The following is a 16,292-nucleotide window of genomic DNA, read 5'->3' as shown; positions in this document are numbered from 1 at the left end:
CTCCCCACCCCGCCCCGTGCTGACCGTCGACATCCACACCCACATCCTGCCCAAACAGTGGCCCGATCTGCGCGAGCGGTACGGCTACGGCGGCTTTATCCGGCTGGAGCACCACAAGCCCTGCTGCGCCCGCATGATGCAGGACGACAAGTTCTTCCGCGAAATCCAGGACAACTGCTGGGACCCCGCCGTGCGCCTGCACGAGTGCGGGCACTTCGGCGTGGATGTGCAGGTGCTGAGCACGGTGCCCGTCATGTTCAGCTACTGGGCCAAGCCCCACGACGCGCTGGACCTGAGCAAGCTGCTCAACGACCACATTGCCGGCGTGGTGGCCGACTACCCCGACCGCTTCGCCGGCCTGGGCACCATCCCCATGCAGGCGCCCGACCTGGCCGTGAAGGAGCTGGAGCGCTGCGTGAAGGAGCTGGGCCTCATCGGCGTGCAGATCGGCTCGCACGTGAACGACTGGAACCTCGACGCCCCGGAGCTGTTCGAAGTGTTTGCGGCGGCCGAGGAACTGGGCGCGGCCGTGTTCGTGCACCCCTGGGACATGATGGCCCAGCAGAAAATGCCCAAGTACTGGCTGCCCTGGCTGGTGGGCATGCCCGCCGAAAGCACCCTGGCACTCTGCTCGCTCATCTTCGGTGGGGTGCTGGAGCGCCTGCCGCGGCTGCGCGTGGCCGTGGCCCACGGCGGCGGCACCTTCGCCAGCACCATCGGCCGCATTGAGCACGGCTTCCAGGTGCGCCCCGACCTCTGCGCCATCGACAACCCGGTGAACCCGCGCGAGTACCTGGGCCGGTTCTGGGTCGACTCCTTGGTGCACGACCCGCTCATGCTCGACTACCTGGTGAAAACCCTCGGCGCCGACAAAATCACGCTCGGCACCGACTACCCCTTCCCGCTCGGCGAACTGGAGCCCGGGCAGCTCATCCGCAGCATGCCTTATTCCGACGAAATGAAAGCCCGCATGCTCGGCCAGAACGCCCTGGACTGGATGGGCGTGTCGGTGGAGCAGTTTCGGCGGCAGCTGGTCTGAGCCCGCTGCGTACCTTCGCCCCGTGCCCACCCAGCCCTTTTCCTTGCCTTCGATGACGTTTCAGAATACCCCCGACTTTGCCCAGCAGCTCGACGCGCAGGACGCGCTGCGCCCGTTCCGTGAGCGGTTCCACATCCCGCTGGCCCCCGACGGCGCCGAAGCCGTGTACTGCTGCGGCAACTCCCTGGGCCTGCAGCCCAAAGCCGCCCGCGCCGCCGTCGAAGCCGAGTTTCAGAGCTGGCAGGAGCACGCCGTGGAAGGCCACTTCCGGGAGCCCTCGTGCTGGATGCACTACCACGAAACGCTGACCGAAGCCTCGGCCCGCCTCGTGGGCGCCCAGCCCGTGGAAGTGGTGGTGATGAACAACCTCACCGTCAACCTGCACCTGCTGCTGATTTCCTTCTACCGCCCCCAAGGCCGCCGCTACAAGGTGCTGATGGAAGGCGGCGCGTTTCCCTCGGACCAGTACGCGCTGGAAAGCCAGGTGAAGCTGCACGGCTACCAGCCCGACGACGCCATCGTGGAGCTGACGCCGCGCCCCGGCGAGCATACCCTGCGCACCCAGGACATCGAAGCCCGCATCCAGGAGTTGGGTGAGGAGCTGGCCCTGGTCATCCTCGGCGGCGTCAACTACTACACCGGTCAGGCCTTTGACATGCCGGCCATTACCCGCGCCGGCCACGCCGTAGGGGCCACCGTGGGCTTCGATTTGGCCCACGCCGCCGGCAACCTGCAGCTGCAGCTGCACGACTGGGACGTGGACTTTGCCTGCTGGTGCACCTACAAGTACCTCAACTCCGGCCCCGGGGGCACCAGCGGCGTGTTCGTGCACGAGCGGTTTGCCGACCGCCCCGACCTGCCGCGCCTCGCCGGCTGGTGGGGCCACGACGTGTCGGAGCGCTTTCAGATGAAAAAGGGCTTCCGGCCCATGCCCGGCGCCGCCGGCTGGCAGCTCTCCAACGCCCAGATTTTCCCCATGGCCATTCACCGCGCCGCCCTGGCCCTGGTGGACGAAGCCGGGGGCATGACCGCGCTGCGCCAGAAGAGCGAGCAGCTGACGGGCTACCTGGAATTTGTGCTGCGCGAGGCCGGGCTGCCGGCCGAAGTGCTCGAAATCATCACTCCCCGGGACCCCGCCCAGCGCGGCTGCCAGCTGTCCGTGCTGGTGCACCGGCAGGGCCGGGCGCTGTTTGACTTCTTGGCCGAGCGCGGCATCATGGCCGACTGGCGCGAGCCCAACGTCATCCGCCTCGCCCCGGTGCCGCTCTACAATTCCTTCTTGGACGTGTGGCGCATCGGGCAGGCCGTGGCCGCGTGGAGCGCCGTGCTGCTGACTCCCGCCGCCAACCAATAGCCGCCCGCCGCGGTTTCTCGTATGCTGTTGATTGGGCCGCCGGGCCGGCCAAGGGGCTGGTTCCGGCCAACGGCCCTGCTTGCTTGACTGGAATGGAAGATTACGCGGCCAAAATGGCCGGCAAACCCGACGCGGAGCTGCAACGCTACCTGGACCGTCGCGCCGAATACCGCGAAGACGCCGTGCTGGCGGCCCTGACGGAATTGGAGCGGCGCGGCCACGTCGTGCCCGACGCGGCCGCGCTGCGCCCCGAACTGGAGGCGGCTGCCCGGCAGGCCGCGGCGGCGGCCCCGCCCGCGGCGCCGTCCTGGGCACGGGCCGAGGAACCCGAAGAAGCCGCTGCCCCCGACGACGCCCCCGCCCTCTACTCGCCCGGCACCATCGCGGTGCTCTCGGTGGTGCTGTCGTACCCCGTCGGGGCGGTGCTGATGCTGATGAACCTGCTGCGCCTGCGCCGCTACGGTGGCGCCGCCTTGCTCATGGCCCTGTCCATCCTGATGCTGTCGGCCCACCTGTGGCTGCTCTTCAACCTGGGCCTCAATCCCAACGTGGTCGGCCTGTGCAGCAACATCGCGGCCGCGCTCATTTACGTCTTTGTGCTCTGGCCCTACTTCATCGGCGCCCGGGCATACCAGCCACGCAGCTGGTTGCCCCCGCTCATCATCACCTTCGCCGTGGTGATGCTGCTGATGATGCTGGCGCAGTCGATGGGCGTGCCCATGCCGGGGCTGAAATAAGCCTATGCCCCTCGCCGCGCTGCCCCTGCCCCAGGCCGATGTGCGCCTCGACGCGCACTTTCTCGCCCCGGCCGAAGCCGCCGCACTGCTGCAGGAGCTGACGGCCACCGTCCACTGGCGCCACGAGCCCATCACGCTCTTCGGCAAGCAGGTCATGCAGCCCCGCCTCACGGCCTGGCACGGTGACGCCGGGGCTCGTTACCGCTACTCCGGCCTGTTGATGCAGCCCGAGCCCTGGACGCCAGCTTTGCAAGCCCTGCGCGAACGGGTGGAAGTGGCCACTGGTGCTCGGTTCAACAGCGTGCTGCTTAACCTCTACCGCGGCGGGCAGGACAGCATGGGCTGGCACGCTGACGACGAGCCCGAGCTGGGGCCCACACCCGTCATTGCCTCCCTCAGCCTGGGCGCTACGCGCCGGTTCCGGCTGCGTCCGCGGCCGGGCCACGGCCCCGCCCACGCCCCCGTCGGCCTAGAGCTGGGCGCGGGCAGCCTGCTGCTGATGCTGGGCCCCACGCAGCGCTACTGGCAGCACGCCGTGCCCAAAACTGCCCAGGCCGTGGGCCCGCGCCTGAACCTGACGTTTCGCAACGTGGTTGGCAGCGGGTAATCGGCCGGAAGCGCGATGCTTGCATAAAAAAGGCCCGCTGCATCAGGCAGCGGGCCTTTCGTACGAATGGGAGCGAAGTAACAACGGTGCGTCAGTCCGTTGCCGCCCGATTACTTGATATCGACCAGCAGGCCCAGGTAAGCCAGCCGCCCGATGTTGGGGCCACCGTACACCTGCACGTTGTTGCTGTTCAACAGGTTGGCGCCGCCGGCCTGCACCGTGGTGGCCAGGCGCGGGATGGTGTAGCCCACGTAGGCGTCGAGGGAGCTGTAGTTGCTCAGCTCACCCACCGCAAACGGCGTTTCGTAGAGGTGGCCCTGCGCCCAGCGGTAGTTGGCGGAGTAGCTCAGCTGCCCAGCCGTGCCGCTGGCGCCCACGTTGTACTTGTGCTTGGGCGTGTTGAAGAAGGTCTGGAAGTTGGCGTCCTTGATGCGCGAGCGGTCCAGCACGTTCAGGCTGTAGTTGGCGCTCAGGGTCAAGGGCTTGGCCACGTTGTAGTTCACGCCGGCCGAGCCACCCTGGGTGTGCACCTCCTGGTCGGCGTTGGTCCACACCTGCAGCACCCGCAGCGGGGCCGTGGCCGTGCCGTTGGGGTTGCCCAGGAAGCGCTGCGCCCCGATGAAGTCGTTGTACTGGCTGCGGTAGTAGTTCAGGTCGATGTACAGCTTGTTGCTGAGCGTACCGCGGTAGCCCACTTCGTAGGTGCTCAGGCGCTCCAGCTGCAGCGGGTCCACGTGAATAGGCGAGGACGGCGTCGTGCCCGAAGGCAGGGTCAGCCCGTCGAAGCCGCTGCCCACGTTGCCGAGCAGCAGCACCGGGCCCACGTCGAGGCGCACGTACTGGTCGAGCTGGGTGGGGGAGCGGAAGGCGCGGCCGTAGCTGGCGCGGAAGCTGTGCTGGCGGTTGGCGCCCAGCGAGTACACCGCCGAGGCCCGCGGCGACACGGCCGGGTCGAAGTTCTTGAACCCGTCGACGCGCACGGCCAGGGCCAGCTTCAGCCGGTCGTCGAGCAGCTGGTGGGTGAGCTGGGTGTAGCCGCCCACCTCGTGGTTCTGGATGCGCTGGTTGTCGTCGGAGAAAAACTCCCCGTTCGAGCCCAGGCGGAACTTGCGGTACGAAGCGCCCACGATCAGGCTGGTCGACTCGCCGAAGCGGAAGTCGTATTGCGCGTTGCCCTCGTTGAGCAAAGAGCTGGGATTCAGGCGTGCGCCCAGGCCCGGGCGGCTGTCTTTGATGATGGCCGAGCGCAGTTCCCCAAACCGGGCGCTGCTGGGGTCGAGCTGGGTAGCGTTGGCTACCGATTGAGCGGTGGCCAGGGCCTGGTCCACCGTCGCGCCGCCGTTGCGCGCTTGCTTGAAGGCGTTGTTGTACGTGCCGAAGAACTGCTGGGCATAGGTCGCGGGCGCGCCCGCAGCTACCGGCGAGTTCTGGATAAACGAGCCTAGGAAGCCGAGGTCGTAGGAGTTGTTGCCGAAGTCCTGGGTGGAGGAGCCGCGCAAAAACCACCGCTCCCCGCGCAGTTCGCCGCGGTACTGGTTGGTGCCGAAGTCGCGTAGGCGGTAGCGGCTGGAGCTCTGGTAGGTAGCCGTGCCGCGGTTGATGCTGGCCGCTACGGTGGCCTTCAGCTTGTCGGTCAGCAGGTACGAAATCGTCGGTACCACCTTGAAGGCCTTGGCCTTGTCGTCGCCGGCTATCAGGGTCTGCTCCGTGAAGCCGGGCATGAACACCGTCTTGCCGTACAGCTCGGTGGCGGTGCCACCCGGAAACTGCTGCGCCGGGTTAAACGTGTTCGACACGTCGCCGTAGCGGTTCACCGCGTCGTAGCCCTGGGGCGAGCCGGCGGCGTTGTTGTTTGGCGTCACGCGGGTGCTGGCCGCGCTGTAATTCGAGGCCAGCCAGTCGTCGGCCGTGAGGTAGCTGCCCACCACTTTGAAGGCGAAGCGCTTGCCGATGGTGTGGGCGTAGCGCACCTGCCCGTCGAAGTAGCTGCGCTGCCCGCCGCGCACCCGCGCCGAGAAGCCCTCGGTCACAAACGGGTCCTTGGAGTTGAGCAGCACCACGCCGTTGAAGGCGTTGGCGCCGTACAGGGCCGAGGCCGGCCCGTGAATCACCTCGATGCTGGCAATGTCCAGTTCCGGGATGCCGGTGAGGTTGCCGGAGTTGATGTTGAGGGAGGGCGACTGGGTGTCGAAGTAGTCCACCAGCTGAATCACGCGCTCCGACTTGGGGGAGTTGAAACCGCGGGTGCTTAGGCTGCTCATCACCATGCTGGACGAGTTCACGTCGATGCCCTTGAACTGGTTCAGGCCGGCCAACACGTCGGGCGGAGGTAGGCGCTGCACCTGGGCGGCACCCACTTTTTCCACCGTCACCGGGGCTTGCTGCAGGGCTTCCTCCACGCGGGAAGCCGCCACCACCACTTCGTTCAACGTCACCGCGTCGTTGAGCGTCACCACCACGTCGGGCGTAGGCTTGCTCAGCGCCAGCTCGCGGGTTTCGTAGCCCACAAACGACACGGAAATCACCACCGGCCCGTCGCTGAAGTCGGCCGGCAGCGAGAATTGACCCTCCCGGTTGGTGCCAGTGCCGATAAGGGTGCCTTTTATAAATACCGTAGCGCCGGGAATGGGTTGACCAGCATCATTGCGCACGACACCACCCACGCCGGCTTCCGATTGCGCTAGGGCTGGCAGGGCCAGCACAGCGCTGCCCAATGCCAGTAGGCCAGGGTACAGTTGCCGCATAAAAAAGAAGAAAAAAGAGAAAAGAAATGCCGCCCATATGTTCCGGACATAGGCGGCATGCCTACAAATTTCTGCTTTCTTCCCGGATTTATAATGACTTGATTGATAAAATACTACCTGATTGTTGTCATTGTGTTAAAAAACGGCCTTTTCGTAAATAGTTGCGGAATTAATAACGGATGTCAGGGTGGCCGGTCAGGCTAGGGCAGTCGATATCACCCAGGGTAAAATCGCCGATCTGGAAGGGCGCCTGTTCCTGATCTGTATGAGGGGTTAACGGGGCCTCGGGCGTGGTAATCAAACCGCTTGCCGTGGGCGCTAATTGGACTTCGGGCGGCAGCGCCGGCAGGCTAGGAGCGGGTAGAGCAGTTACTATCATGTTGGGGCGGGTGTGTTGGTACTAAAGCAGGAATTAATGGTAAGGTAGACAATCTTACGTAGCCAACTGTACTAAGTCAATAATACTTGTGTATTTCCTGAGAAAAATCTAAGAATTCAACACAACAATGGTTGAGCTGAAACAGCTGCGTATAAGCGGAATGCCTTACTTTCGGCCCACCCACTCCTCGTATGACTAGTTTTTCTGCTTCCACGTCCCTGCAATCCGAATCTGCTCCCGCAGCCAACCACCTGACCGTAACGGGCGCCGGCTTGGTCGGCTCTTTACTGGCGCTGTACCTCGCCAAGCGCGGCTTTCAGGTAGATGTGTACGAGCGGCGTCCCGACCCGCGCCGGGCCGGCGCCGACTCCGGCCGCTCCATCAACCTGGCGTTGTCGGACCGCGGCTGGCGGGCGTTGGAGGGCGTGGGCATTGCCGAGGCGGTGCGCGAAGTGGCCATTCCGATGTACGGCCGGGTGATGCACGACGTGCACGGCAACCTCAGCCAGCAACCCTACGGCAAGCCCGGGCAAGGCATTTACTCGGTGTCGCGGGGCGGGCTGAACCGCCGCCTGCTGGAACTGGCCGAAGACCAACCCAACGTACGCCTCTTCTTCGGGCAGCAGTGCCTCGACGTGAACCTGCGCCAGCGGCAGCTGCACCTGCGCGACATAGCAACCGGGCAGGAGCAGCACTTGGCCTACCACCACCTGTTCGGCACCGACGGCGCGTTTTCGGCCGTGCGCAGCGCCCTGCAAAAAACCGAACGGTTCGACTACTCGCAGTCCTACCTCGAATACGGCTATAAGGAGCTGACCATTGCGGCGGCCCCTGATGGCGGCTGGGCCCTAGAAAAGCACGCGCTGCACATCTGGCCGCGCGGCAGCTACATGATGATTGCGCTGCCCAATCTCGACGGCACGTTTACCTGCACGCTGTTTTTCCCCTTCGAAGGCGAAGACTCGTTTGCCTCGCTGCAGACGCCGGCGGACGTGACGGCCTTTTTCGGGCGGGTATTCCCCGATGCGCTGCCGCTAATGCCCGAGCTAACCGATGACTTCTTCCACAACCCAACCTCCTCGCTGGTCACGGTGAAGTGCTTTCCCTGGTCGCTTGGCGACGAGGCGCTGCTGCTCGGCGACGCGGCCCACGCCATCGTGCCGTTCTACGGGCAGGGCATGAACGCCGGCTTCGAGGACTGCACCGTGCTCGACGAGCTGATGGAGCGCCACGGCCCCGACTGGCAGGCGGTGTTCCGCGAGTTTCAGCAGCTGCGCAAGCCCAACGCCGACGCCGTAGCCGACTTGGCCGTGTACAACTTCGTGGAAATGCGCGACAAGGTGGCCGACCCGCGCTTCCTGCTGCAAAAGAAAATCGAGAGCAAAATATCGGCGCAGTACCCGGACCAGTGGACTTCGCTATACTCGCAGGTTACCTTTTCGCACCGGCCCTACGCCGAAGCCTGGGCCAACGGCCAGCGCCAAGACGCCATCATGGCGCGCCTGATGCAGCACATCGAAACCGAGGCCGACTACGACCGGCCCGAGGTACAAGAACTGGTGGAAAAGGAGTTGATCCGGGTAAGCTAGGCCCCACTGACCTCCCGAGCCGCGTAGCAGCGCGCACGTGAAACCCGGCCTCGGCGCCGCGGTACCTGGCCACGCGGCGTAGGTGCTGCGCTGTCGGAAGCCGGGTTTTCCGTTGGCAGCCCTGTGAGCAGCCCGGCGCCGTTGCGCAGCTGCGGCAGCCGACGGATTCGGAAAAGTTAGAGCGCGCAGAAAAGCAGGCCGGTCACCACGCCCAGCCCCAGTCCGGCCAGGACTTGGGCACGGGTGTGGGCGCGCAGCCGCAGCCGCGCCCAGCCCACGGCCGTGGCCAGCAGCAAGGCGGCCAGCAGGGTGTACGAGGCGGGGCGGCCCCCGCCGGGTGCCGTCAGCAGCCACAGGCCCAGTCCCACGGCCCCGCCCATGCCCACGCCGTGTGCGCTGATTTTCCACCGGCGCGTGATGAGCGTGGTGAGCAGAACCGATACGGTGATGCCGGCAAACAAGCGGCTAAGCAACCCGGCCTGCGGGGCAACGCTGGCCAGCAGCACGGCCGCCGCGCCAAATCCGCCCGCGGCCGTCAGCAGCGGCACGGTGCGTTGGCGCCGGTCGGGCAGCTCGACGGAGCTGATGAGGCCGACGCGGGCCATCAGGCCGATGAGCAGGGCCGGCAGCCAGAAGCTGAGCAGCCACGCCAGCATCAGCAGGCCGGCGGGCACCGGCGCCAAGCCCCGGACGGGCAGCCGGCTGGGCCAGCCGTAGCCGAGCAACAGCACCAAATACGAGGGCACCAGCAAGGGGTGCAGCACTACGGACAGGCCGTAAGCCAAACGGTCTTTCAAATCGGCGGAAATAGAAAAGCGAAGAAGGCGGAACGGCGGCAAACCACCAATTCTGCCTGCTTCGCTTTTGCGTACGCGGCTTGCTTACAGCTCCTTGCGTAAGCGGGCTACCGGGATGTTCAGCTGCTCGCGGTACTTGGCCACGGTGCGCCGGGCAATGTTGTAGCCGCGGGTGTTGAGCATCTTTTCCAGCTTGTCGTCGGAGAGCGGGCGGCGCTTGTCCTCGGCTTCGATGATTTCCTTCAGGATGTGCTTTACCTCCCGGCTCGAGGCGTCCTCGCCTGAGTCGGTGGCAATGCCTTCGGAGAAGAAGTACTTGAGCGGGTAAATGCCGAATTCCGTCTGCACGGCCTTGGAATTGGCCACGCGCGAGACGGTGCTAATGTCCATGCCGATTTCGGTGGCAATGTCCTTCAGAATCATCGGGCGCAGTTTGCTCTCGTCGCCCTCGAGGAAAAACTCCCGCTGGTAGCGCACGATGGCGTCCATGGTGCGCAGCAGGGTGTTCTGGCGCTGCTTGATGGCGTCGATAAACCACTTGGCCGCGTCGAGCTTCTGCTTGACGAAGGTTACGGCTTCCTTGAGCTTCTTGTCTTTCTTGGCGCCCTTGTCGTAGGCCTGAAACATTTCTTGGTAGTCGCGGCTCACCCGCAGGTCGGGGGCGTTGCGCGCGTTCAGGGTCAGGTTCAGGTCGCCATTGTCGTTGGTGAGGATGAAGTCGGGGATGATGTACTGCACCCGGCCGCCGCCCGTGGGGCCCGAGCCGCCGGGCTTGGGGTTTAGCTTGAGAATCAGGCTGATGGCTTCCTTGAGCTCGTCGTCTTCCAGGTCCAGCTTCTGCTGAATGCGCTGGTAGTGCTTCTTGGTGAACTCGTCGAACGTGTCCATCAGGATGTGCTGGGCGTGGTCCACGGTGTCGTCGTGGGGGCGGCGGTCCAGCTGCAGCAGCAGGCACTCGCGCAGGTCGCGGGCGCCGATGCCGGGCGGGTCGAAGGTTTGGATCAGGCGCAGCACCTGCTCGATTTCCTCCTCCGTGGCGTCGATGTTCTGCGAAAACGCGAGGTCGTTGACGATGGCGCCCAGGTCGCGGCGGATGTAGCCGTCGGCGTCGATGGAGCCGATGAGCTGCCGTCCGATGGCCTCCTTCTTCTCGTCGAGGTCCATGAAACGCAGCTGCTCGAACAAGGAGTCGGTGAGCGTGGAGGACGTGTCGGCCAGGGGCATGTCGCGCTCTTCCTCGTCGCCGCCGTTGTCGCCCTGCATCTTGTAGCCGGCTATTTCGTCGTCGTTGAGGTAGTCGTCGATGTCCAGGTCGTCGGATTCCTTGGCTTCGCTGGTGTCCTCGTCCTTGGGCAGCTCGATTTCGGGCTCGGGCGTCTCGTCGAAGTCCTCGTCGAGGATGTTTTCTTGGTTGTCGTACTCCTCACCTTCGCTGGGCTCGTCGGCGGTGTCGTCCGCGTCGTCGCCGAATTCGTCGTCCGCGTCGTCATCGGCCAAGTCGGCCTCCTCAGCGTCGCCTTCTTCCAGGGCCGGATTCATCTCCAGCTCTTCCTTGATGCGCATTTCCAGCTCCGCCGTTGGTATCTGGAGGAGCTTGATGAACTGTATCTGTTGGGGGGACAGCTTCTGCGAGAGAAGCTGCTTCATGTCCAGTCTTTGCATGGCTGAGGTAAGCGGTGCGGGACGCCGAAATTAGCAGGCGCAGCCCTGCCAAAGATAATCTACAGTGTACTTCACTTGGGGCGGAAAGGTTGATGCCGGCTGCGCACTTGGCACGATAAGTGGGCGCCGCCGCGTCGCTCCCGGCTTAGTGCTATGGTTTTTCGGGCTGGGTGCTACGCGCCGGGACGGTCAAAGTATTGCGCTGCTTCTTGGAAAGGCAAACGGACAACGGAGCTACTCAGCTGATATTAGCCCGTTGCGTCGAGCGCAGTCGAGGCGTCTCGCGGGCGGACGTCCGAGCGTAGTGTCAACAACGCAGTAGAGATGCTTCGACTCCACTTCGCTTGACTTGACGGGCCCACCTCAGCCCGCGGATTCCTCAGCTGCGCCCGGAATGACGAACGGATAAAGCAGGAATGACGGACAAGGCGCGTATTTTTGCCGGCTCAACTTCATTTCTAAGACGATGTCCGTCAGAAGATCAAGCGTAGAGGCACTGCTGACCAGCCAGGAGCTGGACCGCGAGGTGCTCGTAAAAGGCTGGGTTCGTACCCGCCGCGGCAACAAATACGTGCAGTTTATTGCCGTCAACGACGGCTCGACGATTAATAATCTGCAGGTAGTCGCCGACGCTGAGAAGTTTCCGGAAGAAACGCTGAAGGACGTGGCCACCGGCGCCTGCGTGGCCGTGACGGGCAAGCTCGTCGCCTCGCAGGGCAAGGGCCAGTCGGTAGAAATCCAGGCCACGAGCATTGAGGTGCTCGGCAAAGCCGACCCCGAAACCTACCCGCTGCAGAAAAAAGGCCACTCGCTGGAGTTCCTGCGCGAAATTGCCCACCTACGCCCCCGCACCAACACCTTCGGGGCGGTGCTGCGCCTGCGCCACGCGCTGGCCTTTGCCGTGCACCAGTACTTCAACGACCGCGGCTTCTTCTACGTGCACACGCCCATCATCACCGGCTCCGACGCCGAGGGCGCCGGGCAGATGTTTCGCGTGACCACCCTACCCGACCAGAACCCGCCGCTGAGCGAGGACGGCAAGGTGGACTACAAGGAGGACTTCTTCGGCAAGCCCACGAACCTGACGGTATCGGGGCAACTGGAGGGCGAGTTGGCCGCTATGGCCCTGGGCCAAGTGTACACCTTCGGCCCCACCTTCCGCGCCGAGAACAGCAACACGGCCCGTCACCTGGCCGAGTTCTGGATGATCGAGCCGGAAATGGCCTTCTACGAGCTGGAAGACAACATGGACTTGGCCGAGGACTTCCTCAAGTACCTCGTGCGCTACGCCCTGGAGAAGTGCCCGGCCGATCTGCAGTTCCTCAACGACCTCTACGACAAGGAACTGCTGACCCGTCTGCACTTCGTGGTCGACAACGACTTCCAGCGCCTGACCTACACCGAGGCGGTGGACATCCTGAAGACGGCCAAGCAGAAGTTTGAATTCCCGGTGGATTGGGGCACCGACCTGCAGTCTGAGCACGAGCGGTACTTGGTGGAAAAGCACTTCAAGAAGCCGGTCATCCTGACGAACTACCCGAAGGACATCAAGGCCTTCTACATGAAGCTCGACGAGGACGGCCGCACCGTGCGCGCCATGGACGTGCTCTTCCCCGGCATCGGCGAAATCATCGGCGGCTCGCAGCGCGAGGAAAGCCTGGAGAAGCTGGAGCAGCGCATGCAGGAAATGCACGTGCCCGCCGAAGAGCTGTGGTGGTACCTCGACACCCGCCGCTTCGGCACGGCCCCGCACTCGGGCTTCGGCCTGGGCTTCGAGCGCCTGGTGCTGTTCGTGACCGGCATGACCAACATCCGCGACGTGATTCCCTTCCCGCGCTTCCCCAAAAACGCGGAGTTTTAAGCCATTGTCAGCAAGTAAAAAGGCCCGTTGTCCACGACAACGGGCCTTTTTTTATGGAGTAGCATCCGGCGGCAACTGGGGCCGGCCACGAAACAACGCCTCGGCCGTGCGCTTGCGCAGCCACAGTAGCCCCGCCGCAAAGCCGCTCAACAGCCCAAAGCCCGTCAGCTGCAGGAGCTGCCCGTATTGCTCGGTCGTGGTAGCCAGGCGACTGTGCTCGGGCTGATTCGGTACATATATGATGGGCACGTTCTCGCCCACGCGGTACGCCGCCGAGGAGTGGCGGAAGCGGTTGACCACCTGCACAGCGCGGCCCTGGTAGCTGGCCGCGACGGTGTATTCGATGCTGGAGGGGCCGGCCTTCGCGGAACGTTTGCCGGCGGCCGATGGCACGCGCCGCTGCGTGACCGTACCGATCAGCGCAACGCCCTCCGTGCGCCGCGCGAGCACACCTCGCGCCTCCCGCGCCGCCAAGCCTAGCAGCACCACGCAACACACCGCGGCCACGCCGGAGGCAATGTAGTGCGCCGCGTGGGGGCGGCCGGCGGCAGCAGGAGCGGGGCGGGAGGGCATCTGCCAAAGCTAGCAGTAGTTGCGCAGCTCCCGGTCGTCGACGGCCGTCAGCTTGTCGAGCCGCAGTTCGAAGCCGTCGGTCAGGCGCAGGTACTCCACTTTGTCGCGGATGTAGAGGTCTTGGATGACGCCCGTGCGGGCGCTGAGCGGGGCCTCGGGTGCCTCGCGAAAGTGCAGGGTGCAGGGCTGCCGGGTGGTGGCGCGGGCTTCCAGTTCGTCGTAGAAGGAACAGCTGATGGGGCGGTAGTCGCTCATGGCATGAGGGGTTTTGCTGCTTAACCCAGATGAGCCCGAAAACGTTGGGACAGAGAGTCGTTACCCTTGCCGCCCGCCCCCATGCCTAACGCCCCCGAATTCGACCTAGCCCCCGCCGATGCCTTGCAGGAAGGGGAGTTGAAAGCCTTCCCCGCCGCCGATACCGAGGTGCTGCTGGTGCGTCGCGGCGGCCGTTACCACGCCTTTGCCGCCCATTGCCCGCACTACGGCGCGCCGCTGGCCAAAGGCAAGATGGTGGGCGAGCGGCTCGTCTGCCCCTGGCACCACGCCTGCTTCCGCGTGCCCGACGGCCATCTCTGCGAGCCGCCGGCGCTGGACGACTTGCCCGCCTACCCGGTGCGCGAGGCCGACGGCCGGGTGTGGGTGACCTTGCCACCCGCCGTGCCCCAGGTGCCCGAGTCGCCCGACGCTACGCCCACGGCCGAAACGGGCGGCGCGGCCCCGGCCCTGCGCCAGGGAAACCCCACCGACGCCAGCGTGTTTGTCATCGTGGGGGCCGGCGCGGCCGGGCAAATGGCGGCGCAGACCCTGCGCACCGAGGGCTTCGCGGGCCGGGTGGTGCTCATCGGTGCCGAAGCCGAGCCGCCCTACGACCGCACCAAGCTCAGCAAAGCCTACCTGGCCGGCAAAACCGACGACGCCCACCTGCCCCTGCGCTACCGTTCGTTCTACCGCGACTTCCGCATTGAGCATCTGCCCGAAGCGCGCATCGGCGGGCTGAACACCGCCACGCGCGAATTGCTCTTCGCCGACGACCGCGCCCCGCTGCACTACGACGCGCTGCTGCTCTGCCCCGGCAGCGCGCCGCGCACCCTGCCCGCCACCGTGCCCGGCCACGACCTGCCCGGCGTGCTGGTGCTGCGCAGCCACGCCGATGCCCGGCGCCTGCGCGACGCGGTGGCGGAGGCCCGGCACGTGGTGGTCATCGGCGGCAGCTTTATCGGCATGGAAGCGGCGGCAAGCCTGGCTGGCGGCGCAGACCGCAGCGTAACGGTAGTGGCTTCGCAGGCCGAGCCGTTTGAGAAAGTGCTGGGGCCCCGCATCGGGGCCATGTTCCGGCAGCTGCACGCGCAGCACGGCATCAGCTTCCGCGGCGGGCAGGCGGTGACGGCCTTGGGCACCGGGCCCACCGGCAAGCTGGCTAGCGTGACGCTGCAATCTGGCGACACTTTGCCGGCCGACCTGGTGGTGCTCGGCATCGGCGTGCAGCCGGCCACCGACTTTCTGCGCGAAGCCCTACCGCGGGAAAAGGACGGCGGCTTGGCCGTGGATGCGCACCTGCGCGTGGCCGAGGGCATCTGGGCCGCCGGCGACGTGGCCACGTTCGAGCTGCCCCCCGCAGCGGGCGGCCGCACCCGCATCGAGCACTGGCGCGTGGCCCAGCAGCAGGGCCGCGTGGCGGCGCTCAACATGCTGGGCCGGGCCACGCGCTTCGAGCAGGTGCCGTTTTTCTGGACGCAGCAGTTCGGCAAGAGCCTGCGCTACGCCGGCCACGCCCAGCACTGGGACGACATCATCTACCACGGCGAGGTCGAACAGCAGGATTTCCTGGCCTTGTATGTGGACGGCGGCCGCATTGTGGCGGCCGCGGCCATGAACCGCGACGCGGACATGATTTGCATCGAAGCCCTGCTGGCACTAAACCAAATGCCCGCACCCGCGGCTGCCCGGCCGGAAATCGACTGGGCCGAACTGCTGGCACAGGCTCAGACCAACCACTAGGCCCATAGGTCTGCCTCGCAGAACCCGCCGGCTGTCTTCCCGGACCAAATTTGCCAACCACTTCGCCGCAGCCACGGAGTACGCGCAGCTGCACTCGCCTGACGACGCTCGGTAGGAAACAGCCCGCCGCATCAAGGGGGCGGGCGGCACGCGCATCCGGCGGCCGGGGTGCACCGATCGGTAACGGCCCAAAAAAGCCGCCCCGGCCAGCTGGCCGGGGCGGCTTTGCGCGAAATCAGATGTGATTAGCGGACGCGTCCGCGGCCGCCTCCCTGGTGGCCAAAGCCTCCGTTGCCACCCTGGCCCCGGCCGGGCTGCCCGTAGTCGGGCCGCCCGCCGCTAGGCTGCTCGCGCCGGCCGTCGTAGCCGCCGCGGTGGTCATCGTGGTCGTTTCGGCCGCCGTAGCTGCCCTGGTAGCCGCCGCGGCCGGGGCCGTTTTGGGCGTAGGGTTGGTTGTCGTAGCGGCCGCCGGGCTGGCCGCGGTACGGCTGCGGGCCGTGGCTATAGCCGCCCTGCCAGCGCGGCCCGGGGGCCGAGCGGTAGTAGCCGGGACGCCAGCCGCGCGTGTTGCAGTACGAGCGGTGGTCGTAGATCAGGCCCCAGGGCTGGCGCCCCACGTACTGCACCACCACGGGATGGAAGTAGCGCGGGTCGTAGCCGGCGTAGTACGCGGCCGGCAGGGCCGGAGCACTAACCCAGGTGTTGTAGTACGGGTCGAAATACACGTACGACTGGGTGTAGAGGTCGTAATAGCCGTCGATTTCGGGAATGTAGTAGTACTGCACCCCGGGCCCGACGGGCGGGCCCCAGGCCGGCGTGCCGACGTTGACGTTTACCTGCACCTGCGCCTGCGTGGGGCTGGCCTGCAACAGCAGCCCCAGCAACAGCAGCGGTACAGCGGATTTGAGCAATGCTTTCATGGGTGAAAAGAAGTTACGCTGCCCCAACGCAA

The 16,292-nt window shown here is 65.6% G+C and carries 13 protein-coding genes; 7 read left to right on the top strand and 6 right to left on the bottom strand.

Going from position 1 to position 16,292, the window contains the following annotated elements:
* Positions 1 to 16: 16 nt before the first annotated feature.
* The 4 genes from LJ737_RS01670 to LJ737_RS01655 all read left to right on the top strand — a co-directional run bounded on the left by LJ737_RS01670 (position 17) and on the right by LJ737_RS01655 (position 3,737).
* Positions 17 to 1,039: an amidohydrolase family protein gene (locus LJ737_RS01670; protein WP_227762388.1), complete on the top strand. Its 1,023-nt coding sequence runs from the start codon at positions 17 to 19 to the stop codon at positions 1,037 to 1,039.
* Positions 1,040 to 1,091: 52 nt separating this feature from the next.
* Complete coding sequence (gene kynU, locus LJ737_RS01665) at positions 1,092 to 2,393, top strand: kynureninase (RefSeq protein ID WP_227762386.1); 1,302 nt, start codon at positions 1,092 to 1,094, stop codon at positions 2,391 to 2,393.
* Positions 2,394 to 2,485: 92 nt separating this feature from the next.
* Positions 2,486 to 3,130: a hypothetical protein gene (locus LJ737_RS01660; protein WP_227762384.1), complete on the top strand. Its 645-nt coding sequence runs from the start codon at positions 2,486 to 2,488 to the stop codon at positions 3,128 to 3,130.
* A gap of 4 nt (positions 3,131 to 3,134) precedes the next feature.
* Positions 3,135 to 3,737, top strand: a complete 603-nt coding sequence (locus LJ737_RS01655) for an alpha-ketoglutarate-dependent dioxygenase AlkB family protein (RefSeq protein WP_227762382.1) — start codon at positions 3,135 to 3,137, stop codon at positions 3,735 to 3,737.
* Positions 3,738 to 3,847: 110 nt separating this feature from the next.
* Here LJ737_RS01655 and LJ737_RS01650 read toward each other — a convergent pair whose 3' ends face one another.
* Complete coding sequence (locus tag LJ737_RS01650) at positions 3,848 to 6,481, bottom strand: TonB-dependent receptor (RefSeq protein WP_227762381.1); 2,634 nt, start codon at positions 6,479 to 6,481, stop codon at positions 3,848 to 3,850.
* A gap of 570 nt (positions 6,482 to 7,051) precedes the next feature.
* On the opposite strand from LJ737_RS01650, the gene LJ737_RS01645 reads away from it, so the two are divergent.
* A complete protein-coding gene (locus LJ737_RS01645) occupies positions 7,052 to 8,449 on the top strand; it encodes an FAD-dependent oxidoreductase (protein ID WP_227762379.1) in 1,398 nt (465 codons plus the stop codon).
* Positions 8,450 to 8,625: 176 nt separating this feature from the next.
* Here the strand turns inward: LJ737_RS01645 and LJ737_RS01640 are convergent, their stop codons facing one another.
* Both LJ737_RS01640 and rpoN read right to left on the bottom strand, forming a co-directional pair.
* Complete coding sequence (locus tag LJ737_RS01640; RefSeq protein WP_227762378.1) at positions 8,626 to 9,246, bottom strand: hypothetical protein; 621 nt, start codon at positions 9,244 to 9,246, stop codon at positions 8,626 to 8,628.
* A gap of 84 nt (positions 9,247 to 9,330) precedes the next feature.
* Positions 9,331 to 10,908 (bottom strand): RNA polymerase factor sigma-54, encoded by a 1,578-nt coding sequence (gene rpoN, locus LJ737_RS01635; RefSeq protein ID WP_227762376.1) that lies wholly within the window; start codon positions 10,906 to 10,908, stop codon positions 9,331 to 9,333.
* A 466-nt stretch (positions 10,909 to 11,374) separates the two neighbouring features.
* On the opposite strand from rpoN, the gene asnS reads away from it, so the two are divergent.
* A complete protein-coding gene (asnS, locus tag LJ737_RS01630) occupies positions 11,375 to 12,769 on the top strand; it encodes an asparagine--tRNA ligase (protein WP_227762374.1) in 1,395 nt (464 codons plus the stop codon).
* Between the two features lie 51 nt (positions 12,770 to 12,820).
* On the opposite strand, the gene LJ737_RS01625 is transcribed toward asnS, so the two are convergent.
* Together LJ737_RS01625 and LJ737_RS01620 are read right to left on the bottom strand one after the other, a co-directional pair.
* Positions 12,821 to 13,342: a DUF3592 domain-containing protein gene (locus LJ737_RS01625; RefSeq protein ID WP_227762366.1), complete on the bottom strand. Its 522-nt coding sequence runs from the start codon at positions 13,340 to 13,342 to the stop codon at positions 12,821 to 12,823.
* 9 nt (positions 13,343 to 13,351) lie between these two features.
* The gene (locus LJ737_RS01620) at positions 13,352 to 13,597 is read right to left on the bottom strand and encodes a hypothetical protein (RefSeq protein WP_227762363.1); all 246 of its coding nucleotides are present in this window, start codon (positions 13,595 to 13,597) and stop codon (positions 13,352 to 13,354) included.
* Positions 13,598 to 13,678: 81 nt separating this feature from the next.
* Between LJ737_RS01620 and LJ737_RS01615 the strand changes: the two genes are divergently transcribed.
* Positions 13,679 to 15,340 carry an FAD-dependent oxidoreductase gene (locus LJ737_RS01615; RefSeq protein WP_227762361.1) on the top strand — a complete coding sequence of 554 codons (1,662 nt, stop codon included), beginning with the start codon at positions 13,679 to 13,681 and terminating at the stop codon, positions 15,338 to 15,340.
* A 245-nt stretch (positions 15,341 to 15,585) separates the two neighbouring features.
* Here the strand turns inward: LJ737_RS01615 and LJ737_RS01610 are convergent, their stop codons facing one another.
* Positions 15,586 to 16,260, bottom strand: a complete 675-nt coding sequence (locus tag LJ737_RS01610; protein WP_227762359.1) for a hypothetical protein — start codon at positions 16,258 to 16,260, stop codon at positions 15,586 to 15,588.
* Positions 16,261 to 16,292: the final 32 nt, after the last annotated feature.

The organism is Hymenobacter sp. 15J16-1T3B, from assembly GCF_020711235.1.
Taxonomy (GTDB): Bacteria; Bacteroidota; Bacteroidia; order Cytophagales; family Hymenobacteraceae; genus Solirubrum.
This window is presented reverse-complemented; position numbering and strand designations above follow the sequence as displayed.